Consider the following 23,247-nt stretch of genomic DNA (forward strand, 5'->3'; position numbering starts at 1 on the left):
GTAAACTTTAAAAACCAGTATCAAATTCGCTTAAAAATAAAACAGTAAACTCTATTAGTTTCAACTAAAAATCATAAATTTGCAAGCGTTTAACAACGCAACATGACAACAGAAACTAAGTACATATTTGTAACAGGAGGAGTAACCTCTTCTTTAGGAAAAGGAATTATAGCAGCATCTTTGGCTAAGCTACTCCAAGCCCAAGGTTACAGAACTACCATCCAAAAATTAGACCCTTATATTAACGTAGATCCTGGAACTTTAAATCCGTATGAGCATGGAGAATGCTATGTTACAGATGATGGAGCAGAAACTGATTTAGACTTAGGACATTATGAGCGTTTTTTAAACGTACCAACCAGTCAAGCAAATAATGTTACGACAGGACGTATATACCAAAGTGTTATACAAAAGGAAAGAAGAGGAGAGTTTTTGGGTAAAACTGTACAAGTAATACCACATATTACAGACGAGATTAAACACAGAATTCAAATTTTAGGTAACTCTGGAGATTACGATATCGTAATTACAGAAATTGGTGGAACCGTTGGAGATATAGAATCATTACCATACATAGAGGCAGTAAGACAATTAAAATGGGATTTAGGAGATAACAATGCGTTAGTAATACACTTAACATTAGTCCCTTATTTAAAAGCTGCTGGAGAGTTAAAAACAAAGCCAACACAACATAGCGTTAAAACTTTAATGGAAAGTGGTGTGCAAGCAGACATACTAGTATGTCGTACAGAACACGAATTACCATCAGACCTAAAACGTAAACTAGCATTATTTTGTAATGTGCGTGAAGAAGCCATTATACAGTCTATTGATGCATCAACAATTTATGATGTACCAAACATGATGTTAGATGAAGGTTTGGATAAAGTGGTTTTAAAGAAGTTAGCTTTAAATAGTGATGTGCCAGATTTAACCATTTGGAATCAGTTTGTGAAACGTCATAAAAATCCAAAGTCTGAAATTACAATTGGTTTAATTGGGAAGTATGTAGAGTTACAAGATTCTTACAAGTCAATATTAGAAGCATTTATACACGCTGGAGCGGAAAATGAAGTGAAGGTAAATGTAGAGTCAGTACACTCAGAATATTTAAATGATGATAATATCAAAATGAAGTTATCTCATTTAGATGGTGTTTTAGTAGCACCAGGTTTTGGAGAGCGTGGTATTGAAGGAAAAGTTAATGCAATAAAGTATGTACGAGAAAATAATATTCCGTTTTTAGGAATTTGTTTAGGAATGCAAATGGCAGTTATTGAATTTTGTCGAAATGTTTTAGGATTAAAAGATGCTAATTCGACAGAGATGAATCCAGAAACAGCAAACCCAGTAATTGATATTATGGAAGACCAAAAAACCATCATTGACAAAGGTGGTACTATGCGTCTTGGTGCTTGGGATTGTCATATTGAAAAAAAATCAATAGCTTATCAAGTATATCAATCACAAGATATAAAAGAGCGTCACAGACATAGATATGAGTTTAATAGCAGTTATAAAGATCAAATTGAAGCTGCAGGATTAAAAGCTACTGGTTATAATCCAGAAACTAAATTGGTCGAAATCATTGAAAACCCATCACATCCTTGGTTTGTAGGTGTGCAATATCATCCAGAATATAAAAGTACAGTTGCCAATCCACATCCTTTATTTGTGGCATTTGTAAAGGCAAGTTTAGAACATAATAAGACAAAATAAGTGTCAATTTGACATCAAATTAAAAGTGGTCGTATATTTGACTATATAAAATTCCTTAACAAAAAGGAACCAATTAATTATGGAAGAAAAAAAACTAGACGTAAAATCAATAATAGGATTTGTATTAATCTTTGCGATTTTATTATTCATGATGTGGCAAAACCAGCCAACTCCTGAAGAGTTAAAAGCACAAGAAGCAGAAAAACAAGCACAAATTGAAGCAAATAAAAAAGCAGAAGTTAAAGCAAATCCAGAAGCTAAAGTAACTACAGCTTTAGATTATTCTAAACCAAAAGACTCTAATGCAGTAGCTGCATTACAATCTAAAATAGGAGATTTTGCTTATTCTGCTGCCACTTCAACGTTTGCAAAAAATGAAGTAGAAATAGAAAGTGAGGTATTAAAACTTAAGTTTAATACTATTGGAGGACATCTTTCTGAAGTAGAACTAAAGCAATTTGTAGATTTTGATTCTATTCCAATTCATTTAGTAAAAGACGGAAATTCTGTTTTTAATATACAGTTTCAAACTACAGATAATCGTACCTTAAATACTAAGGATTTATACTTCCAACCAACAGTTACAAAAAGTGGAGAGAACACAATCGTGTCTATGAAGCTTAAAACTGCTGAAAACAAGTATTTAGAGTATAATTACGTAATTAAACCTACAGAGTACATGGTAGATTTTACTGTAAGATCTCAAGGTTTAGAAACGTCTATTAATACTTCAAATCCAATTAATTTAGATTGGACACAAAAAACATACAGACACGATCAAAGTATCTCTTATGAAAATAGATATACACGCTTAACTTATCAAACAGATGGAGACGTAGATAAATTATCTCAAATGGGAGATGATGATGAGGTTGAACCAGATGTAGCTTGGTTATCATACAGACAACACTTTTTCAGTAGTATCTTAACAACAGATAAACCTTTTAAGGAAGTGGCAATCACTTCTAAAAACTTGGTAGAGGATGAAGCTAAGGATTCAATCTTTACAAAACAGTTTTCTACAAAAACAGCTTTAGCACTAAATGGAGCTAATATTAATAACAATTTAAAATTGTATTATGGTCCAACAGATAGTGATATATTAAAAAAATACGATGATAATTTAGAAGAAAGTATTCCGTTTGGATGGGGAATTTTTGGATGGATTAATAAGTTTTTATTTATCCCATTATTTAATGGTTTAAGTTCTTTTTTACCTTACGGTATTGCCATTATTGTAATGACAGTGTTAATTAAATTAGCAATGAGTTTTGTGCAATACAAGCAGTATTTGTCACAAATGAAGCTAAAAGTATTGAAGCCAGAATTAGATGCTATTAGAGAAAAGCATAAGGACAATAAAATGAAAGCGCAACAAGAAACTATGGCGTTACAAAACAAAGCAGGAGCAAGCCCTATGGCTGGATGTTTACCAGCTTTAATCCAAATGCCAGTGTTTTATGCTTTATTTATGTTTTTCCCAACAGCTTTTGCTTTACGTCAAAAAAGTTTCCTTTGGGCAGACGATTTATCATCTTATGATGTAGTAGCTAAGCTTCCGTTTAATATTCCGTTATATGGAGATCACGTAAGTTTATTTCCAATATTAGCTGCAATTGCAATTTTCTTTTATATGAAGTTAACAACTGGTCAAAATCAGATGTCTGCTCCTACACAAGAAGGGATGCCAGATATGGCTAAAATGATGAAGTATATGATATACTTTGCACCATTTATGATGTTAATTTTCTTTAACCAATATGCATCAGGATTAAGTTTATATTACTTTATATCTAACTTAATTAGTATTGGTATTTTATTAGTGATCAAGAATTTTATTTTAGATGAAGAAAAAATTCATGCTAATATTCAGGTTCAAAAAGCAAAGCCTAAAAAGGAAAGCAAGTTTCAACAAAGAATGAAGACAATGATGGAACAAGCAGAAAAGCAAAAACAACTGCAACAACAGCAAAAAAAGAAAAAGAAGTAATTTCTTTTTAATAATTTCAAAAAGCTGTCTGCTATATTTTAGTTTGGCAGCTTTTTTGTTATAACAAAACTATAATTATAACGTTTAACTAGCATTAATTCCGCCTAAGCGAAAAAAATATAAAAATGAAAAAAGTATTCTTGTCTGTTTTAGCTTTATTTATTGTTACTATATCTATAGCTCAAAACTTAAACCAATTTGATGACAATGGATTGCGTCATGGTAAATGGAAAAAGAATTTTGAAAACACTAAAGTGGTTAGATATGAAGGCCAATTTGACCATGGAAAAGAAATAGGTGCATTTAAGTTTTATAAAAACATAGATAATAAACCAGTGTTAACTGCAACAAAAGTATTTAATGCAGATAATGATGTAGCTCAGGTTACTTTTTTGTCTAGTACAGGAAAAATTATTAGCGAAGGTAAAATGCGTGGTAAAAATCATATTGGTAAATGGGTAATTTATCATAATAAAGTAGACCAAATAATGACGCAAGAGTTGTATAACGATAAAGGAAAACTGGAAGGCGAGCGTCTTGTTTACTATTTAAATGGTCAAGTTGCAGAACAAGCGTTTTACAAAGATGGCTTATTGAATGGAGAGGCTAAGTGGTTTGCAGAAAACGGAACACTTATGAAACTGATTAGCTATAAAGCAGATAAGTTTGATGGTGCTTATAAAACCTATACAAAAGAAGGTATTATAGCAGTAGAAGGTCAGTACAGAAATGATTTAAAATGTTGTGTCTGGAAACGTTATAAAAGTGGCAAATTAGTCGAAGAAAAAGACCTAGATAAAAAAAAGGAATAAAAACCTAATGACTTTATATTTAAAAACGCCTTGATTTCTCAAGGCGTTTTTTAGTTTAAACTAATTTAAGGGAATATTTATTTTAATAAATTTAAACTATAATCAACTAACTATATATAAAACGTTATGGTCTGATAACTCTATCCACTACATGTGCGACACCATTTACAGCTTGAATATTAACTAAACTTGTAATAATATTAGTCACTCTGTTTAGTGGATCTGTAATTGTAAAATTACTAGTGTCTACATTAATTGTACCACCTAAAGTAGTTACTGATCCAGTCATTAAATCTCCAGACTGTACATTACCAGATACTATGTGGATATTAAGTACAGCTTCTACAGTTGCTGGGTCGATATCTCCTAATCCAGTAGCTCCAGAAGGGTCTAACTCTAATAATAGAGCGTCAAATGCAGTGTTTGTTGGAGTAAATACTGTTAGTGGTCCAGATGTAGCGTCTGCTAATGTTGGTATTAACATTGGTGATGGCATTTGAGAATCTGCAGATCCTAATGCAGCTACAAGATCTTCTAACGCTGGATTTGTCGTTGCAAAAGTTGCTAAAGTTGGTAAACCAATTACAGCATCTACAACATGAACAATTCCATTTGTTGTTGAGATATCTGCTAATGCAACATTAGAAGCTCCATTAAAGGTTACTCCAGACATACCATCCCAATAGATACTTAAATTAGTACTGTTTGGACCAGAAGCTAATGTATTAGTATATCCTGTTGCTCCAGCTAAATCTGTAGACATAATATTAGCTCCATCAATAACATGGTTTAATAAGATTTGTGTTAATACATCATTTGGTACATCTGCAAGTGATGCAAAACCATTAGCATTTAAAAATAATAAAAAGGCATCATTTGTAGGAGCTAATACTGTTTTGCTTCCATCTGCAGATAATGCATCGACAAGATCAGCTTGTATAACAGCTTCAACTAAAAGGCTTAAACTTGGTGTTGCTTGAGCTGTTTCAACAATGTTTAATGCTTGTGGTTCTGGTGTAGCAGTGTCATCATCATCACTACAAGACCATAATACGAATGTTGCTAAAAATAGCAAAGATAATTTTTGGATTGTTTTCATAACTTCTCTTTTTTTTATTGGTTTGTTTAACAAATATATAAAAAGATTAAACAAAATAACATAATTATTTGTTAATTTTATTTAAATCGTTGTTTATTAGTTGATTATACTAAAATTTCAATTTTAGTTTATTAATTATAATTTTTTAAGAAAGACTTATCTTTGTCATCTATTTTTAAATTATGAAAAAAAGAGTCATTGTAGGATTATCTGGTGGAGTAGATTCTAGTGTTGCTGCATATTTATTAAAAGAGCAAGGTTATGAGGTTATTGGGCTTTTTATGAAAAATTGGCATGATGATTCAGTAACAATATCAGACGAGTGTCCTTGGTTGGACGATAGTAATGATGCTATGTTGGTTGCAAATAAATTAGGAATCCCATTTCAGACTGTAGATTTAAGCGAGCAATACAAAGAGCGTATTGTGGATTATATGTTTGACGAATACGAAAAAGGTCGTACGCCAAATCCAGATGTACTTTGTAATAGAGAAATTAAGTTTGATGTATTTATGAAAATAGCATTGGACTTAGGCGCAGATTATGTTGCAACTGGACATTACTGCAGAAAAAACACAATAACAAAAGATGGACAAGAGATTCATCAATTAATAGCCGGAAAAGACCCAAATAAAGATCAGTCTTATTTTTTATGTCAATTATCTCAAGAGCAATTAACTAAAGCATTGTTCCCAATTGGCGAACTATTAAAACCAGAAGTTAGAGAAATTGCAAAGCAACAAGATTTAATTACTGCAGATAAAAAAGACTCGCAAGGATTATGCTTTATAGGTAAAGTTAGATTACCAGAGTTTTTGCAACAACAATTAAAACCAAAAGAAGGTGTTATTGTAGAAATACCAAAAGACAATCCTTTTTATAGTGAAGCTCTGCCAACATTTAATTCTAAAATTGAAGAGCTAAAGTATCAATCTAGAAAACCTAGCTATACAATAGTTCAAGGAAAAATAATGGGTAAACATCAAGGTGCACATTACTTTACAAAAGGACAACGTAAAGGATTAGCAGTTGGTGGAACAGTTGAGCCTTTATTTGTTATTGACACAGACGTAAAAGAAAACGTAATTTATACAGGACAAGGATCTAAACATCCAGGATTATATAAAAACACACTATTTGTATCTAATGATGAGTTACATTGGGTAAGAGAAGATTTAGCCTTAAAAACAGACCAAACTATGGAAGTTTTAGCTAGAATTAGGTACAGACAAACTTTAGATAAAGCAACACTTTATAAAGTAGAATCTGGATTATATGTCCAATTTAGTAACCCACAATCTGCAATTACAGAAGGACAATTTGTAGCTTGGTATTTGGATGAAGAATTAGTAGGTTCTGGTGTAATTTCTTAACTTGCAGTAACAAAATGTTACTACAATGAAAAAGCTGTTACTTTTTATCGTATTCATCTATTCTTCAATATCTGTATCTCAAGAACATGCTTGGGTCTATTTAGCAGACAAACCTAATAGTGTTTCTGCAATAGCTAATCCTATTTCTATATTATCTCAAGAGGCTTTAGACCGTAAAGCTGCACATAATGTTATAATAGATTTTAGAGATGTTCCTGTGGACGAAAACTACATCACGCAGATTAAAGCACAAACAGGAATTACTGTTTCTGCAAAATCAAAATGGTTTAATGCTCTACATGTTATTGGTACACAAGCAGATATTAACGCGTTAACAACGTTAACTGTTAATGGTGTTAACATAGTTAGCAGTATAGATTTTGCAGATGATAGTTTAAATACACGAGTAAGTCAAAATCTAAACAAACACGATGTTGAAGCTAGTTTTACTTCTTTTAATTATGGTAATGCTGCAAACCAAATACAAATGTTTAATGGAGACGATTTGCATTTAGCAGATTATACAGGAACAGGAATGACAGTTGCAGTATTGGATGCAGGATTCCCTAATGTAGATACTATGAATGGTTTTCAACGACTAAGAGATAATGGTGGTATTGAAGGAGGTTATGATTTTGTAGACAGAAACACAGATGTTTATGCATACCAAGGAAACTCTCATGGTACTTGGGTATTAAGTGATATGGCAGGTTTTATACAAGATCAATTTGTTGGGACAGCTCCTGACGCAAAATATTATTTATTCAGAACAGAAAATGCTGCTACAGAAACACCTCTAGAAGAAAGCTTATGGGTAGAAGCAGCAGAACGTGCGGATAGTTTAGGTGTAGATGTTATAAACAGTTCTTTAGGTTATACTACTTTTGATAACCCTAATTATAGTTATACTCCTGCAGAAATGGATGGTAATACAGCTTACATTAGTAAAGGAGCAAATATAGCGCATGAAAAAGGAATTTTAGTAGTTAATTCCGCTGGAAATTCTGGTAATAATACTTGGCAAGTTGTTGGTGCTCCTGCAGATGCAACAGGTGTGTTTAGTATTGGAGCAGTTAATGCTGCAGGTACTTATGCTTCGTTTAGCTCTCAAGGTAGTAGTGCACAACCAACACAAAAACCAGATGTGGTTGCTCAAGGTCAAGCCAGTTATGTTATCTTAAATAATGATGTTATTTCTACTTTAAATGGTACATCTTTTAGCTCGCCAATTATGGCTGGAGGAATAGTCTGTTTATGGCAAGCATTACCAAGTTTTGATAATGACCAAATTATGCAATTGGTAAGGGAATCTGCATCGCAATACACAACACCAGATAATTTTTTAGGTTATGGGATTCCGGATTTGTCTTTAGCTTTAGCACAAGGTTTGTCTATTGTCGAATTTGAAAATGAAAACACCACATTAAAAATATTTCCTAACCCAGTCATAAACCAATTAACGATCCAGATACCAAGTCAATTTGAAGAAGCGGAAGTTAGAGTTTACGATGTTTTAGGAAAAAAGGTAATACAAACAACAGTTTCTGCAACCAATAAAACTATAAATACTAATCCTTTAGCAAAAGGTGTGTACTTAGTTAAAATTGAAGCTGAAGATCTTTCAGTAATTAAAAAAATTATTAAGAACTAAGCTAGATTGTAACCTCCAGTTTAGCGAGAGGTCATCTTTTTTTTAAGGTTCAATAAAACAAATTATGCCAAACAAAATAACAACACTTTTTAATATTAAATACCCAATCATCCAAGCAGGAATGATCTGGAATTCTGGCTGGAGATTAGCGTCTGCATCAAGTAATTCTGGAATTTTAGGATTAATTGGAGCAGGAAGCATGTATCCAGATGTGTTAAGAGAACACATTCAAAAATGTAAAAAAGCAACAGATAAACCTTTTGGTGTCAATGTGCCAATGTTATATCCTAACATTGAAGAAATCATGAACATTATTGTAGAAGAAGACGTTAAAATCGTTTTTACATCAGCAGGAAACCCAAAAACATGGACCAAATGGTTACAAGATAAAGGGATTACTGTTGTGCATGTAGTTAGTAGCGTCAAGTTTGCACTAAAAGCACAAGCTGCAGGTGTTGATGCTATAGTCGCAGAAGGTTTTGAAGCTGGTGGACACAATGGACGCGATGAAACCACAACGCTAACATTAATACCAATGGTTGCAGAGCAATTACAAATACCATTAATTGCAGCAGGTGGAATTGCCACAGGAAAAGCCATGTTAGCCTGTATGGTTTTAGGAGCAGATGGTGTACAAGTTGGTAGTAGGTTTGTAGCAAGTAAAGAAAGTAGTGCGCACGATAACTTTAAGCAAGTTGTAGTGGATGCAAAAGAAGGAGATACCCAATTAACCTTAAAAGAATTAGCACCTGTTAGATTAATTAAAAACAAGTTTTATCAACAAGTCCAAGACTTGTATAAAACTGGACCAACACCAGAACAACTTAAAGAATTGTTAGGTCGTGCAAGAGCCAAAAAAGGAATGTTTGAAGGCGATTTAGATGATGGCGAATTAGAAATTGGTCAAATTGCTGGATTAATCCATGATATAAAACCAGTTGCAGAGATTGTAAAGGAAATGGTTGAGGAGTTTGAGGTTGCTAAACTTGAGATTGTTAACAATTTTTAAATTAACTTTAAATATGAAATTATTAAAGTGGTGTCTTTTTCTTTTGATAATTACAGCATGTAATAATCATAAAACTGATTTTGTAAAAGCTGAAGTAATTTCAACCATTATTGATAGTCTAAATTCTAAAAATGATATTGAACAATTTGTTAGAGGATTAGATTATCCAGTTAACAAGTTTAGGGAATCTAAGGATTCTATTTATATTCATAAAATACTTAGCAAGTTTGAATTAAATAAGATTAAAGACTTTAATCGTGATGATCGTTTTGATACAGATAGTATAACCAAACGTATAGCAGATTCAATTAATGTCACTGAAAGTTTTTATAAAGCAGATTTAGATAACAATGGATTTACTGATTTAATAATTATTGGTGATAACAAAGGTTGTCAAGGAGGAGCTTTAGTAAATGGCGAATATAATTCTTGTAATTTTAGCACTTATGCATTAATGAATTTTGGGAATGATTCTATAAACCCAATAAGTTTAATATCTGAAGGAAAGAGAAGAATTTCAATAGTACCAAAAATAGTCAATAACAATAAAGGAATCTTTCTTGAAATTCATGAACCAGGTACTTATAATTGGATTGAAAAACAAAAAATATCTAAAAACAAGTCTTATTTGTTAACTTATGAATTTGATGATTTAATAGAGTTTAATGAAAATGTAAAATCAATTAGTATCGATAAAATTGAGTTTTCAACTTCAGGTTGTGATTATAAACCTTGTCCAGTTTTTGAGCTGATTATTAATAAAGATAAAACAGCAAGTTTTAATGCTATTGAGGATAATTCTTTGATTCCTGAAATCCTAGAGAGTTATAGTTCAAACCAAATTAAAGGAAAATTTGAATGTAAGATTATTGAAAAAAAATTTAACGAGTTAATGAGTTTGTTAGATTATTTAGATATCCCAAACCTTAAAAATCAGTATTTCGAAGATAAAACGCATACTAGAAATTGTGTTTTAAAAATCACTTACAACAACGGAAAGGTGAAAAAAATTGAAGATTTTGGAATGAGTGGGACTTATGGATTAAGAAAGCTTTACAAGGTTATGTTTGATTTACGCTTAACCCAAAATTGGAAATAATAGCTTTACCTAAAATCAAAACCACTATTTTTACTAAATAGTTTGAGTATATTCAGCTCAAATTTAATCCTACTTAATGCTAATCAAAAAACTACTTCATAAAACCTATCAAATAAAAAATCTTCCTAAATGGATCAATTTACTTGGTGTGTCTCAGTATTTTAAATTAATAACACAACTTAAAAGTGACAAGCAATATTTAGAGTTAAAGGTTAAAGGCTATGATGGTTTAATGTATTTAAGACCAAATACGTCTGACTTTAAAATATTTAAGCAAATTTTTATTGAAGAAGAATATAATGTAACCATCCCTTTTGATGTGTGCAATATTATTGATGCAGGATCTAATTGTGGTTACTCCATTGTTTATTTTAAAAATAGATTTAAAAATGCTAAAATAATAGCTATAGAGCCTGATACTTCTAACATAGAAATAATCAAAAAAAACACTAATCATTTTAGTAATATTGAATTGATTAAAGGTGGTGTTTGGTACAAAAATACTGGCTTAAATATTCTGGATAAGAATGCTGGAAAATGGGCTTTTAGAGTAGTGGAAGCTGAAGATAATCATGGCGAGTTTAAAGGCTATTCCTTAAATAATATCATGGAAAGTTATAATTTAGAGACTATAGATATTTTAAAAATAGATATAGAAGGTTCAGAAAAATTAGTTTTTGAAAAAGACTATAATAATTGGTTATCTAAAACCAAGTTTGGTTTTTTAGAACTTCATGAAAACTACGCAAAAGGAGTTACAAATGTGGTTAATGACAGATTAAATGCGTTTGATTTTAAAATTTCTCAATCTGGAGAAAATGTCGTGTTTTCTAAAAACAACTAATAAAAATCATTTATTCTGTTTTTAATAAAACACGTCAATTCGAGTGGATTTTACGATTGAAAAAAGTAAAATTTGTATCGAGAATAAGAGTTTCTACTTTAAGTTTAATCTAATACCTAAAAGCACTACTTTTGCGCAATGGTTTTATCTAATTACACCAAAGAATTTAAATACAATTGGCAACTAGCAGCTCCTGTAATGTTAGGGATGTTAGGGCATACCTTTGTTAGTTTTGTAGATAATATAATGGTTGGTCAACTAGGTACTGCAGAGTTGGCAGCTGTGTCTTTAGGTAATAGTTTTATGTTTATTGCTATGTCAATAGGTATTGGCTTTAGTACAGCAATTACACCATTAGTTGCAGAAGCAGATAGCGCAAAAAATTTTAAAAAAGGAAAATCTGTGTTTAAGCATGGATTGTTTTTGTGTACTGTTTTAGGTGTCTTACTTTTTTTAGCACTCTTTTTTGCAAAACCATTACTATATTTAATGAAACAACCTGTTGAGGTTGTAGAGCTTGCCATTCCGTATTTGGATTTAGTCGCTTTTTCATTAATTCCGTTAATAATTTTTCAAGGTATAAAACAATTTAGTGATGGCTTGTCATTAACTAAATACCCAATGTATGCTACTATTTTAGCTAATGTCATTAATATTGGATTAAACTATTTATTAATCTTTGGTAAGTTTGGATTTCCAGAACTAGGTATTGTTGGTGCAGCTTATGGGACTTTAGTATCTAGAATTATAATGGTTATTTATTTATGGTGGTTGTTAAAAGGTCGAGAACGCTCTAAAGCCTACGTCACTAATATTAAGTTTTTTGTATTAGATAAATTAATGCTTAAAAAAATTATAGGATTAGGTACACCAAGTGCTATGCAAATGTTTTTTGAAGTAGCTATTTTTACTGCTGCTATTTGGCTTAGTGGATTATTAGGTAAAAACCCTCAAGCAGCTAACCAAATAGCCTTAAACTTAAGCTCTATGACTTTTATGATTGCAATGGGATTAAGTGTAGCATCTATGATTAGAGTGGGTAACCAAAAAGGTTTGCATCAGTATTTTGAGTTACGTCGTATTGCAGTGTCATTGTTTTTAATGGGTTTAATTTTTGCAGTAATTTTTGCATCATTATTCTTAATATTTAATCAGTTTTTACCACGTATTTATGTCGATTTTGATGATGTAGTTAACTTTAAAGACAACATGGAAGTGGTTACTATTGCATCTCAATTATTGATATCAGCAGCAATATTTCAGATTAGTGATAGTTTGCAAGTTATTGTACTTGGAGCTTTACGTGGATTGCAAGACGTTAAAATACCGACTTTACTTACTTTTATTTCCTATTGGATAATAGGGTTTCCTGTAAGTTGGTTTTTAGGTAAAGAAGAGGCTTATGGTAGCTTTGGAATCTGGCTTGGTTTATTGGCTGGATTAACAACTGCAGCAATTTTATTATTTATAAGGTTTAATTATCTCACAAAAAAGTTGATAAATCAGAGTGCCTAAAGTATTTTAAAGTTGGGAGTGCCTAAAGTTTTGAAATTCTTAAGTTTATAGTTGGAAAACAATAATTAATAAAGTTTAAAAGTCATGACTAATAAAGAGTTTGCTCAAGTTTTAGAAAAAAGAACCATTACTTTTGCTATTCAAATTCTTAAATTATCGAGTAGCTTACCTAATACTCCAGAATCTTTAGTCTTACGTAATCAACTTTCAAAATCTGGAACTAGCGTTGGTGCTAATTATAGAGAAGCTAATAGAAGTAGAAGCCCAAAAGATTTTAAAAACAAAATAAGCATTAGCTTAGCTGAAGCTAGCGAAACCGATTATTGGTTAGAAATTATTGAAGAAATGAAATTATCTAATAATTCAAATATTTCTAAAATGAGAATTGAAGCCAAAGAACTTTTAGCTATTTTTACATCCATTGTAAGTAAACTTTAATTCATTTGTTTTATCTAAGCAAGAAAAATTTTAAATGCTTTAAACTTATAACTTGAAAACCGAGTAAGAAAACTTTAAATACTTTTCAACTCTAAATACTTAAAACTTAAATGGAACTACCAAAATACATATTAGGAGACAATACAGATTTGCCAAATGCAATTTTTGTGATACATACAGAATTTCCTAGGTTTATTATAAATCTTGAGGATGATGAAGTAGAGTGGTTGGAAGATTTTGACCAACATGATGAAAAAGAGTTAGAAACAGAAACTGAAAACCTAATTAAAGAAGCTACAGCTTTTTATGATAGGGAAGTCGCTAGATACGAAGACTAATGCGTTAGGGATAGAAGCGATATCCTTTTTTACGTCAGTTTGAGTGCGCTGAGTTTTTCGAAGCGTGTATCGAGAACAAGTAAAAAAGATTTAGCGGATAGTCCGACCTTTAGGTAACGCCAAAATAATAACATGTTAGACCAAATACTACAATCCGATTCGGAACTATTTTTATACCTAAACGGTTTAGGAACCACAACTTGGGATGGTTTCTGGATGTTTTATACAGATAAAGTACATTGGATTCCGTTTTATTTAGTACTTGTGTTTTTAATGTATAAAAAAAGAAACGATAAACGTTTTATAATAACTGTTGTAGTTATTGGGTTAATGGTACTTTTTACAGATCAAGTAACTAATTTGTTTAAAAAAGGATTTGCACGTCCAAGACCATGTCATGAAGATGAGATTTTTCAAGCAATGCGCTTAGTTAAATCTTGGTGTGGTGGTAAATATGGATATTTTTCTGGACACGCTAGTAATAGTATGGCAGTCGCTATTTTTTCTGGATTAATGCTTCGATATAAATACAAGTATTTAATCTGGTTTTTAATAATTTGGGCTTTAGGTATGGCGTATAGCAGAGTCTATATTGGTGTGCATTATCCATTAGATATTGCAAGCGGAATGTTATTTGGAGGATTATCTGGATTACTATTTTACAAGCTAGAAAAGTACTTTCAAAACAGATTTAAGTTGCAATAATTACTTCTTTTTAAAATAATAATACTGACTAATTAATCGGTCTTTGTACTGTTTACTATTAGGCTCACTTTGGTTTAAATCAAACGTATGCGTTTGTTCAAAAACATGAGTTTTACTTATAATGTCTTTATCCTTAGCGCTTAATTTGTTAGTTAAAACACCAAATTCTGAATCTAGAGGAAAACTAAACTGGTTGTCTGTTTTTGTAATCTGCGGAATTTTTTCGCCATACTGCCAAATAACTTCTGGAGAGATATGGTTGATTGCATATACTTTAAAGTTTTTTCTGCTATTCTCATTTTGCAAAGCAGAAATTGGTTTAAAATTATCACTTGTAAATCCTTTAAAAACTGGTAAACCGAATAAAAATAAAGCACCAAAAAAGGTAACCGTTAATAAAAATACATTCCTGATTTCTTTTTTAATTAATTGAGAAAGTATTGCCAATCCTAAAACAAATACAACTACAGAAAATAAGACGAAAGGGTTTAAAGCATCACTTAATTGCGCTTTAAACTGAAAATACAACACAAAAGGAGCAACAATACCAATTAAAGCAATCAACCCAAAGTTAAAATACACAGGAATCGTCTCGCGTTTATCAGTTAGTGTTTTAAATTTTCTAATTAAATATTCGATATAAAACCCAATATTTAACGCTAACGGAATTAAAACAGGCATCAAATAACGCGATTTTTTCTCAGGAATGATTGACAATAAAATCACAGCAAATATGGTCCATAAAAACGTAAGTTTATACGCTTTATAATGTATGGCTCTTCGTTTTAAATAAGGATATAATAAGCTAATAAATGCAGGAATAGTCCATAAACCACTTTGTGTAAAAAAGCTCCAATAGTAATAAAAAGGTCTTACGTTGTAACTGGTCCAATTACCAGTTTCTTTACTAGTTATAGCTGCAAAAGTCTCAGGATCTTCTAAGCGTACATAAAAGTACCACCAACCACCAACTAATAACCCTAAAACTAAGATGCTTAAAATTGGTGCTATTTTAGACTTGATGTTTTTGTATTTAAAGCTAAATCCATAGGCTAATAAAAAAGGTAGTAATAAAGCATAAAAACCAATAGGTCCTTTACTTAATAAAGAACATCCTATACCTAGACTAGCAATAATAGCATGCTTCCAATCTGTATTTTTTGATTTAAAAAACATAAATAAATGGTAGATAGCAACCATCATAAAACCATGAGTAAAAATATCCCAAGGTGCTTCAATTGTAATACCAATAACGTAAAAAGAAGTAATTAATATAAGCGTATTAATCATACTATGCGTTCTGCTTTTTAGCATGCTTTTAGATAGTCTATAACTGTAACTAGACAAAACCATAATCATTAATATAGCTGGTAAACGCATTCCAAAAATGCTTTTTACGCCAAAAACTAATCCTGATATGGCTGTTAGCCAAGTTGGTAAAGGTGGCTTTTGGTAACGTGCCTCACCATTCATGGTTGTTAATAACCAATTATTATCCTGTATCATTTCTCTAGCAGTAATAAAATTACGTGCTTCCATAATGGTAACTTGTATAGTCTCTAAGTTTGGTAATAGCATAATTGCTATTAATAAACTGATAACAAGTATTGGATAATTTTTAAAAAATTTAGGCATCTTGTTTTTTTAAGATTAACAAATTCCTGATATAAATAGTTGCTCCTAAAGAGTGACCAACTAGCAATACATAATCTACTCTATAAATAGCATACGTTAAAATTAATAACGATCCAATTAAGCTTAAAGCCCAAAAACCAAATGGTAATGACGATTCTTTGTGCTTTTCAGAATACATCCATTGGTATACAAAACGTAAGGTAAATACAACCTGAGAGACAATTCCTAAAATTAATAACCATAACGGAATCGCTTCGTTTTTAAATAACTTAACTGTATCAATTTCGTTATTATTAAAATAGAAAACAATAACAAAAACTGGCATTAATAGTAAAATCCATTGTACGCTAACGTGATATGTTTTCCATTGATTTTGTAACTGTAGGTTTCTTATATAAATGTAATAAGTTAAACTTTGACCAAGCATAATAGCAAAGTCATCGCGTAAATAACCATAAATAAACAGAAGGAAAGAAGCTATTAAACTTAGCGTCCAAAATAGGGTAGGTGTAATGACACGTTTTTGTTTTTCGCTGGTTAACCATTGGATGATTAAACGAGAAGAAAATAAGGTTTGCGCCAGAAAACCAATGCTAAGTATAATCCAATTGCTCATTATTTTTTCTTAGCTACTTCGTAATTAATGTATTTTTTTTTCATCCATAAATAAGCAAAACAATCCATTAAAGGTCCAAGTAATCGGTTCCAAACACCAAACTTAGCTTCTCCAGCAACTCTTGGAAAATGTTGTACAGGTATTTGTTTTGTCTTACCATTTTGTAACATAATCATAGCTGGTAAAAACCTATGAAGACCTTTAAACATTGGTATGCGTTTAGCATACTCTGTTTTAATCACTTTTAATGGACAACCAGTATCATCCATTCCGTCTTTTGTAAACGCACGTCTAATTCCGTTTGCAATTTTAGACGACATGTTTTTTACAAAACTATCCTTACGGTTTGCACGTACACCTGTTACTAAATCGTGTGTGTCAATATGTTCTAGTAGTAAATTAAAATCTTCTGGAGCTGTTTGTAAGTCAGAGTCGATATAACCAACCAATTCGGTTGTGGTATAATCAAAACCTGCTTTAATAGCAGCACTTAACCCTCTGTTTTCTTTAAATAAAATATAATCAAAAGCATCGTTACGACTACAAATCTCTTCGATTAACGTTTGACTTTTATCCTTAGATCCATCGTTTACAAATAATATTTTAGTGGTTTTTGTAGCTATTAGCGTGTAAGCTAATAACTCTTTTTCTACTCTAAGTAAATTATCTTCCTCGTTATAAACAGGAACAACAATGGTAAATTGGTAATTCATAAACCTTTTTTAGTACTACAAATGTATTGTTTTTTAAAGAATTGAAATTAGTATCGAAAAAAAATCTGTTTCTTTGTAATACAGAAAAGCAATTATGAAAATATTAGTTACTGGAGCTGCAGGTTTTATAGGCTCTCACACTTGCGAGCGTTTACACGATTTAGGTCACGACGTTGTTGGATTAGATAATTTTAACGATTATTACAGCTTAGCGCTGAAAACCTTAAACGAAAAAGCACTTACAGAAAAAGGAATTAAGGTAATTAAAACCGATTTAAGAGATGATAATTTAGCTGAAGTCTTGCCAAAAGACATCAACTACATTTTTCATTTTGCTGCACAACCAGGTATTTCTGCAACATCAACCTTTGAAGATTATTTTACTAATAATATCATAGCAACCAAAAACCTGATAGATTACGCGTTACTATGTAAAGATTTACAGTTGTTTGTTAATATTGGTACATCATCAATTTATGGATTAGAAGCAACATTTCCAGAAAGTGTAGCACCAAAACCAGCATCGCATTATGGTGTAACTAAACTAACTGCAGAGCAGTTAGTGTTACAAAAAAGTAGAGAGAAGCTATTTAAAAGCTGCTCGTTACGTTTATATTCTGTGATTGGACCAAGAGAACGTCCAGAAAAAATGTACACTAAATTAATTGCTTGTGCTTTTAATGGAGACGCTTTCCCTTTATACGATGGTAGTGCATCACATTTACGTAGTTTTACTTATGTAGGAGACATTGTAGATGGTATTGTAAGCGTTATTGGTAACGAAACTAAAGTAGATGACCAAATTATTAACCTTGGTACAGAAGTAGAACATACCACACAAGAAGGTATTGAAGCGGTTGAGCAAGTTATTGGTCAATCCATTAAAATAGATCATGTAAAAGCTAGAGTAGGTGATCAATTACGTACTAAAGCTAATATAGATAAAGCTAGAAAACTTTTAAATTACAATCCACAAACTACATTACTAGAAGGTGTTAAGGCACAAGTAGAATGGTATAAGGCGAATTTTTTGTAGAGAATTTTGAATAGAAAAAAGACTTCCGTTTAACGTGTTCGTTTATGGTTAGTTGCGTTGGCTAGGACTAAGTTAGTAAACAAAAACGAACCAGAGGAAATTCCGAAGGAATTTCCAAGTAGGCGATAACTAAGCAATTAATTATACACGTTGTTATCTCTTGTTTTTTCTGTCAAATTGTAGTATCTCATACTAATTAGCCTAAAAAAAATTAAATTAAACCTTTTGAGTTAATCAAAGTCTAATATGAAAAATATTACTACTTATTATGAAAATTCAAAAAGTTCAAATTCAAAACTTCAAACTATTTGGAGGAATTCTATTAATATTATCCATACTTTATAGTTGCAATAAGAATTCTGATGAAGGAATAGACGAAGAAATCATTACTACACCAACATTGCCATATGAGGCAGAAGGTTTTGTAAAAATAGAAAATGGTTCAGACGGTTTTTTTGCAAATTTAGAAAATGGAGATAGATTTAGTAGAGACCACGATAAAATAGGAGATGTTAATGGAGATGGTGTTGTTGATATTGTCGTTGGAGCACGTTCAGACGATGATGGTGGTATTGATGCAGGAGCTGTTTATATTTTATTTATGAATAGTGACGGAAGTGTTCAAAGCAATCAAAAAATATCGATGCTAGAAGGCGGATTTACAGAAACTTTAAACGCTGGAAACTTTTTCGGATATGGTGTTGCAGGTATCGGAGATTATGATTCAGATGGAATACCTGATATTGCTGTATCTGCTCCAGTACCTCCAAATAATTCATTATACATTATTCATCTTAATGCAGATGCTACAGTAAAAAACTTTGTCAAAAACTCGAATATTATTGCACAAGGCTTATCGGCTATTGGAGATATTAATGGAGATAATCGGATAGATTTAGTAGCTTGTAATCCTGGTTCTGATGATGGAGGAACAAATCGTGGTGCTATTGATATTTTATTTTTGAATGAAGCATCGCAAATAATGTATGCAAATACGGTTACAATAAGTTCTACGCAAGGAGGTTTCGGATTGGGTATTGAAGATGGTGACCAATTTGGAGGTAGAGAAGTTGCTATGCTAGGTGATATAGATAATGATGGCACAAAAGAATTGGCAGTCGGTGCTTTTATGTCTGATGGTGGTAAAGGAGCAATTTGGATTTTGTCATTAAACGCCACAACTTTTAATGTAGAATCTAAAATTAAAATTGCCGAGGGAATGAATGGTTTTACAGATGAATTGGTTTCCGATATAAATCCGAACGGTACTTCTGGTGCAAATTTCGGACATGCTATGTGTGCCTCTTTAGATATTGATGGTGATGGAATTATAGAGTTAATTACAGGAGCAAATCAACAATATGAAGGTTGGGCATATATACTATACTTAAATCCTGACAAAACGGTAAAATCATTCACAAGAATAAATAATACAGATGGAGGTTTTAATCTAACTTTAGATACAGAAGAGCGATTTTCTCGTTCTATTTCTTATGTCGGAGATTTAAGAGGTGATGGCACTATTGCAATAAATATTGGAGGAGGAGCTGGTGGTACAGGTACACTTTATACGCTATTTTTTAGACCGCAATAGTAATATTTTCTCAATTTAATATTCACTTAAGTGCTAATGTTGGATTTGTTTTAAATAAGAGATAACGTATAGATAAGGAGAGTTTTCAATTCTCTTTATCGAATGTTAAACGAAGTTAGTTGTTTTTTCTGACAAAGTCAAGTAAAATTAAGTGATTATTATAAGCCTAATTAAGTTTAAAAATCTTGTTTTTAATAGCATAAATAACTAAGCCAATCCTATTTTTAACTTCAAGTTTTTCAAACAAAACATCTCTGTAACCATCAATGGTTTTAGGGCTTAAAAACATTTTAGCAGCAATTTCTTTATAGGTTAATTCTGTGCAAACATGTTTAATAAACTCAATCTCTCTGTCTTTTAGTTTTGGTTTTTTATTTGGATCTTCAGTTAAAGAGTTTATTAAAATATTAGATACATTTTTAGTGTGGTAGTATCCATTTACCATAACTTCGTTTAAAGCAAACTCTAAAGTTTTTTTCTCTACATCCTTTAATAAATATCCTTTTGCACCAGCTTTAAGCATTTTAATAATAGTTAAATCATCATCTACAACAGATAAAGCAATAACCTTAATATCTGGATGATTGTCTTTTAAATATTGTGTGGTTTCTATACCATTCATAATTGGCATATTTACATCCATTAATATTATGTCTGGACTATTGTTTGGCGTTTTTAACTTTGTAACTAACTCTTTACCATTCTTACATAAATATAAGACTTCAAAATTATCAAAAGAGTTTACAAGCACGCTTATTGCTTGAGAAAGCAATACGTAATCTTCTACAATTACTACGCTGTAAGGTTTCATTTTAATTATATTTTATAAAAAATTTGTAATTGGGTACCTTCATTTATTTTAGATGTTATAGTTGCTTTAGCATTTATTAGTTGTGCTCTTTTAACTATATTTTTAATACCCATTCCACTATGGGTTTCTGTATTATCAATAAAACCTTGACCATTATCTTTGGCAGTTATTTGTACAGTATTGTTTAGATATTGTATTGTAATATCTAGTGTTGTTGCTTTAGCATGTTTGATAGTATTGGATAAAAACTCTTGTATAATTCTAAAAAAAACAATTTCTACTTCGTTGTCTAAATGTATCTCTTCACCTATTAAATTTACTTTTGCTTTTAGATATTCTAGTTTATTTAGTCTGTCTGTTTCTTGTATAATAGCAGACACTAAAGAACTATTTTTAAGTGTTTCTGGGTTTATAGATTTTGATAAGGATCTAAGCTCTTTTAATCCTTTGTCTAAAGTTAATAAAATATCTTCTTTATTAGTGCTATTTTGAAGCTGAATTTTTGCCAATGTTAGTATTTGACCAATATTATCATGTAGCTCCCAACTTATGTTTCTAAAGGTTTCTTCCCTAATTTCTATTTGTGTTTTTGCTATTTCTTGTCCAAAGCGTTTTTCAGAATCTTTTTGTTTTAATATTAGTGTGTTTTTTCTTTTTTGAAATACAATAAACAGCACTATTAGCATAATGCATAAAAACACTAGTATAAAAACTGCTATTAAAATTGCTTGTCCTTCTTGCTGCATATAAAACCTATAATAAAACAAATATTCATAACTATACTTAAAATATATTCTACAATAAGTATACTTTTATAATAATCAATTTTTTCCCAATAATTTCTGATAATTCGTGTTGGTATTTTACCAACAAAATAAAGTAGTAGCCCAATACTAATCCAGAACAGTAAGTTTTTTGATACATAAAGTACTTTATTACTGTTTAAAATATCTAGAAAATAAAACGAAATACTAATAATAACAAATACTGCACCTACAATAAATGGGATGGTTTGGATTTGTGTTAAATAATCCTGGAATCCAATATTAACAATAAAACATATAATGTAAAAAGCCATAAAGTAGCTTATCCATTGTTTTTGTTTTATGTCTTCAACAGTATTTTTAAATAAGTAAAGTAAAAAAGTAAAATTAATAAGATGATAAATGTTATAAAGAATTGTGTTGTTTCTTAAAATAAAACTTTCATGTAAATATCTAGCTAAAAACCCGTTAATAGTCGTGTACCATAATATTATTAAGAAGTATTTTAAAAAAGTATGCTTATACTTATAAAAATATATAGAAGCTACAACAGCTGTTATAAATTCTATATATTTAATTGACTTTCCTAAATCTGAAAATGAAATTTCTAATAACATAAATATCTTGTCGTTTCTATTTTGGAGGAGGAGCTAAATCACCTTCATTTAAAATAGTACTGGTTAATTCTGTATTTAAATTTGGTAAAAACGAAAAACTAAGACCTGCTTTTTGCTGTATTTTTTGTGTTTTATAATATCTATTTATTCTTTCTTTTTTGTCCTTTGTACCATACACTAAAGGCTCTAGAATAGTAAATTTACCTTTAATTGGGTTTTTATTATCATTTGGTTGTATAGCAAATGGTAAATGATTTAAGGTTTTGTATTCAGATTTAGCTGCTGCATTAGAAACCGTTGGTACAAAAAATACGGTTTGTTGATTTATAAATTTATCAGAATTACTTCTGTTATACCTGCCAAAATAAACTCTTATTCCAGACACTTCTTCTTCTGGGTTTTCTAATTGAATAGCATCTATATAATTAATGTATTGTCTCATTTGCTCTAAACTAAACCAAGCAAATTCTGTATCTATAAACTGTTGGTCTTTATAAAAATTTTTAAGTACAGGATTAATCACCTTCTTTTTAACTTGTTTTTCAGTATTAAACATGTTAATAGCCTTTTCAATTTTCACGATTTGTTTTGGTGGTGTTTTACTAGGTTTTTTGTTACCAAAATCGCAAGAATTAATTAGTAACATAACGGTTACTAAAAATCCGAGTTTTAATACACTTAGTTTTTTCATAATGTTTTGTGGTTTAAGTATTTAGTGGTTATACAAAGCTACAAGTTTTATAGGTCTATTTTACATGCTTAAAAATTGAAAAACACACACGCACACTCAACTCTCTTAAAAACAGATGATTACAAGCCTTGTTTAAATGTATTTTGGGTGTTTTTCCCCTTTTGTTAAAAGTGTAAAA

General features: G+C 30.8%; 22 protein-coding genes. 14 read left to right on the forward strand and 8 right to left on the reverse strand.

The window, feature by feature from the left end; genetic code table 11:
* Positions 1-102: 102 nt before the first annotated feature.
* The 3 genes from SJY17_RS08650 (at position 103) to SJY17_RS08660 (ending at position 4,521) form a co-directional block, all read left to right on the forward strand.
* Positions 103-1,719 carry a CTP synthase gene (locus SJY17_RS08650; protein WP_397362166.1) on the forward strand — a complete coding sequence of 539 codons (1,617 nt, stop codon included), beginning with the start codon at positions 103-105 and terminating at the stop codon, positions 1,717-1,719.
* Between the two features lie 79 nt (positions 1,720-1,798).
* Positions 1,799-3,709, forward strand: coding sequence for a membrane protein insertase YidC (gene yidC, locus SJY17_RS08655; protein WP_397362167.1), 1,911 nt, complete (start codon positions 1,799-1,801; stop codon positions 3,707-3,709).
* A gap of 125 nt (positions 3,710-3,834) precedes the next feature.
* A complete protein-coding gene (locus SJY17_RS08660) occupies positions 3,835-4,521 on the forward strand; it encodes a toxin-antitoxin system YwqK family antitoxin (protein WP_397362168.1) in 687 nt (228 codons plus the stop codon).
* Between the two features lie 124 nt (positions 4,522-4,645).
* On the opposite strand, the gene SJY17_RS08665 is transcribed toward SJY17_RS08660, so the two are convergent.
* On the reverse strand, positions 4,646-5,620 hold the full coding sequence (locus SJY17_RS08665; protein WP_397362169.1) for a fasciclin domain-containing protein: 975 nt from the start codon (positions 5,618-5,620) through the stop codon (positions 4,646-4,648).
* Positions 5,621-5,802: 182 nt separating this feature from the next.
* Here SJY17_RS08665 and mnmA point away from each other — a divergent pair, with 182 nt between their 5' ends.
* The 9 genes from mnmA to SJY17_RS08710 all read left to right on the forward strand — a co-directional run bounded on the left by mnmA (position 5,803) and on the right by SJY17_RS08710 (position 14,592).
* Positions 5,803-6,993 carry a tRNA 2-thiouridine(34) synthase MnmA gene (gene mnmA / locus SJY17_RS08670; RefSeq protein WP_397362170.1) on the forward strand — a complete coding sequence of 397 codons (1,191 nt, stop codon included), beginning with the start codon at positions 5,803-5,805 and terminating at the stop codon, positions 6,991-6,993.
* A 25-nt stretch (positions 6,994-7,018) separates the two neighbouring features.
* Positions 7,019-8,644: a S8 family serine peptidase gene (locus tag SJY17_RS08675; protein ID WP_397362171.1), complete on the forward strand. Its 1,626-nt coding sequence runs from the start codon at positions 7,019-7,021 to the stop codon at positions 8,642-8,644.
* A gap of 64 nt (positions 8,645-8,708) precedes the next feature.
* On the forward strand, positions 8,709-9,653 hold the full coding sequence (locus SJY17_RS08680) for an NAD(P)H-dependent flavin oxidoreductase (protein ID WP_397362172.1): 945 nt from the start codon (positions 8,709-8,711) through the stop codon (positions 9,651-9,653).
* Positions 9,654-9,666: 13 nt separating this feature from the next.
* Complete coding sequence (locus SJY17_RS08685) at positions 9,667-10,752, forward strand: DUF6438 domain-containing protein (protein ID WP_397362173.1); 1,086 nt, start codon at positions 9,667-9,669, stop codon at positions 10,750-10,752.
* A gap of 76 nt (positions 10,753-10,828) precedes the next feature.
* A complete protein-coding gene (locus SJY17_RS08690) occupies positions 10,829-11,596 on the forward strand; it encodes an FkbM family methyltransferase (protein ID WP_397362174.1) in 768 nt (255 codons plus the stop codon).
* A 138-nt stretch (positions 11,597-11,734) separates the two neighbouring features.
* Positions 11,735-13,111 carry an MATE family efflux transporter gene (locus tag SJY17_RS08695; protein ID WP_397362175.1) on the forward strand — a complete coding sequence of 459 codons (1,377 nt, stop codon included), beginning with the start codon at positions 11,735-11,737 and terminating at the stop codon, positions 13,109-13,111.
* An 84-nt stretch (positions 13,112-13,195) separates the two neighbouring features.
* Entirely contained in the window at positions 13,196-13,549 is a 354-nt protein-coding gene (locus SJY17_RS08700; RefSeq protein WP_397362176.1) for a four helix bundle protein, read from the forward strand.
* A 110-nt stretch (positions 13,550-13,659) separates the two neighbouring features.
* Positions 13,660-13,887 (forward strand): hypothetical protein, encoded by a 228-nt coding sequence (locus SJY17_RS08705; RefSeq protein ID WP_397362177.1) that lies wholly within the window; start codon positions 13,660-13,662, stop codon positions 13,885-13,887.
* A gap of 132 nt (positions 13,888-14,019) precedes the next feature.
* Positions 14,020-14,592 carry a phosphatase PAP2 family protein gene (locus SJY17_RS08710; protein WP_397362178.1) on the forward strand — a complete coding sequence of 191 codons (573 nt, stop codon included), beginning with the start codon at positions 14,020-14,022 and terminating at the stop codon, positions 14,590-14,592.
* Here SJY17_RS08710 and SJY17_RS08715 read toward each other — a convergent pair whose 3' ends face one another.
* From SJY17_RS08715 to SJY17_RS08725, 3 genes are read right to left on the reverse strand one after another with little or no spacing between them, the layout of a single operon-like run.
* Positions 14,593-16,227, reverse strand: coding sequence for an ArnT family glycosyltransferase (locus tag SJY17_RS08715; RefSeq protein ID WP_397362179.1), 1,635 nt, complete (start codon positions 16,225-16,227; stop codon positions 14,593-14,595).
* A complete protein-coding gene (locus SJY17_RS08720) occupies positions 16,220-16,843 on the reverse strand; it encodes a lipid-A-disaccharide synthase N-terminal domain-containing protein (RefSeq protein ID WP_397362180.1) in 624 nt (207 codons plus the stop codon). The genes SJY17_RS08715 and SJY17_RS08720 overlap by 8 nt, the downstream gene beginning before the upstream one ends.
* On the reverse strand, positions 16,843-17,556 hold the full coding sequence (locus tag SJY17_RS08725; RefSeq protein ID WP_397362181.1) for a glycosyltransferase family 2 protein: 714 nt from the start codon (positions 17,554-17,556) through the stop codon (positions 16,843-16,845). Before SJY17_RS08725 ends, SJY17_RS08720 begins: the two co-directional genes overlap by 1 nt.
* 94 nt (positions 17,557-17,650) lie before the next feature.
* On the opposite strand from SJY17_RS08725, the gene SJY17_RS08730 reads away from it, so the two are divergent.
* Both SJY17_RS08730 and SJY17_RS08735 read left to right on the forward strand, forming a co-directional pair.
* A complete protein-coding gene (locus SJY17_RS08730) occupies positions 17,651-18,592 on the forward strand; it encodes an NAD-dependent epimerase/dehydratase family protein (RefSeq protein WP_397362182.1) in 942 nt (313 codons plus the stop codon).
* Between the two features lie 268 nt (positions 18,593-18,860).
* The gene (locus SJY17_RS08735) at positions 18,861-20,186 is read left to right on the forward strand and encodes an integrin alpha (RefSeq protein WP_397362183.1); all 1,326 of its coding nucleotides are present in this window, start codon (positions 18,861-18,863) and stop codon (positions 20,184-20,186) included.
* A gap of 166 nt (positions 20,187-20,352) precedes the next feature.
* Here the strand turns inward: SJY17_RS08735 and SJY17_RS08740 are convergent, their stop codons facing one another.
* Genes SJY17_RS08740 through SJY17_RS08755 form a run of 4 tightly spaced genes read right to left on the reverse strand, consistent with a single transcriptional unit; the run spans position 20,353 to position 23,069 of the window.
* Positions 20,353-20,997 (reverse strand): response regulator, encoded by a 645-nt coding sequence (locus SJY17_RS08740; protein WP_397362184.1) that lies wholly within the window; start codon positions 20,995-20,997, stop codon positions 20,353-20,355.
* Between the two features lie 5 nt (positions 20,998-21,002).
* The gene (locus SJY17_RS08745; protein ID WP_397362185.1) at positions 21,003-21,743 is read right to left on the reverse strand and encodes a sensor histidine kinase; all 741 of its coding nucleotides are present in this window, start codon (positions 21,741-21,743) and stop codon (positions 21,003-21,005) included.
* Positions 21,716-22,378, reverse strand: coding sequence for a hypothetical protein (locus SJY17_RS08750; RefSeq protein WP_397362186.1), 663 nt, complete (start codon positions 22,376-22,378; stop codon positions 21,716-21,718). Before SJY17_RS08750 ends, SJY17_RS08745 begins: the two co-directional genes overlap by 28 nt.
* Positions 22,379-22,394: 16 nt before the next feature.
* On the reverse strand, positions 22,395-23,069 hold the full coding sequence (locus tag SJY17_RS08755) for a hypothetical protein (protein WP_397362187.1): 675 nt from the start codon (positions 23,067-23,069) through the stop codon (positions 22,395-22,397).
* Positions 23,070-23,247: the final 178 nt, after the last annotated feature.

It is taken from the genome of Olleya sp. R77988, assembly GCF_044594215.1.
Lineage (GTDB): Bacteria > Bacteroidota > Bacteroidia > Flavobacteriales > Flavobacteriaceae > Olleya.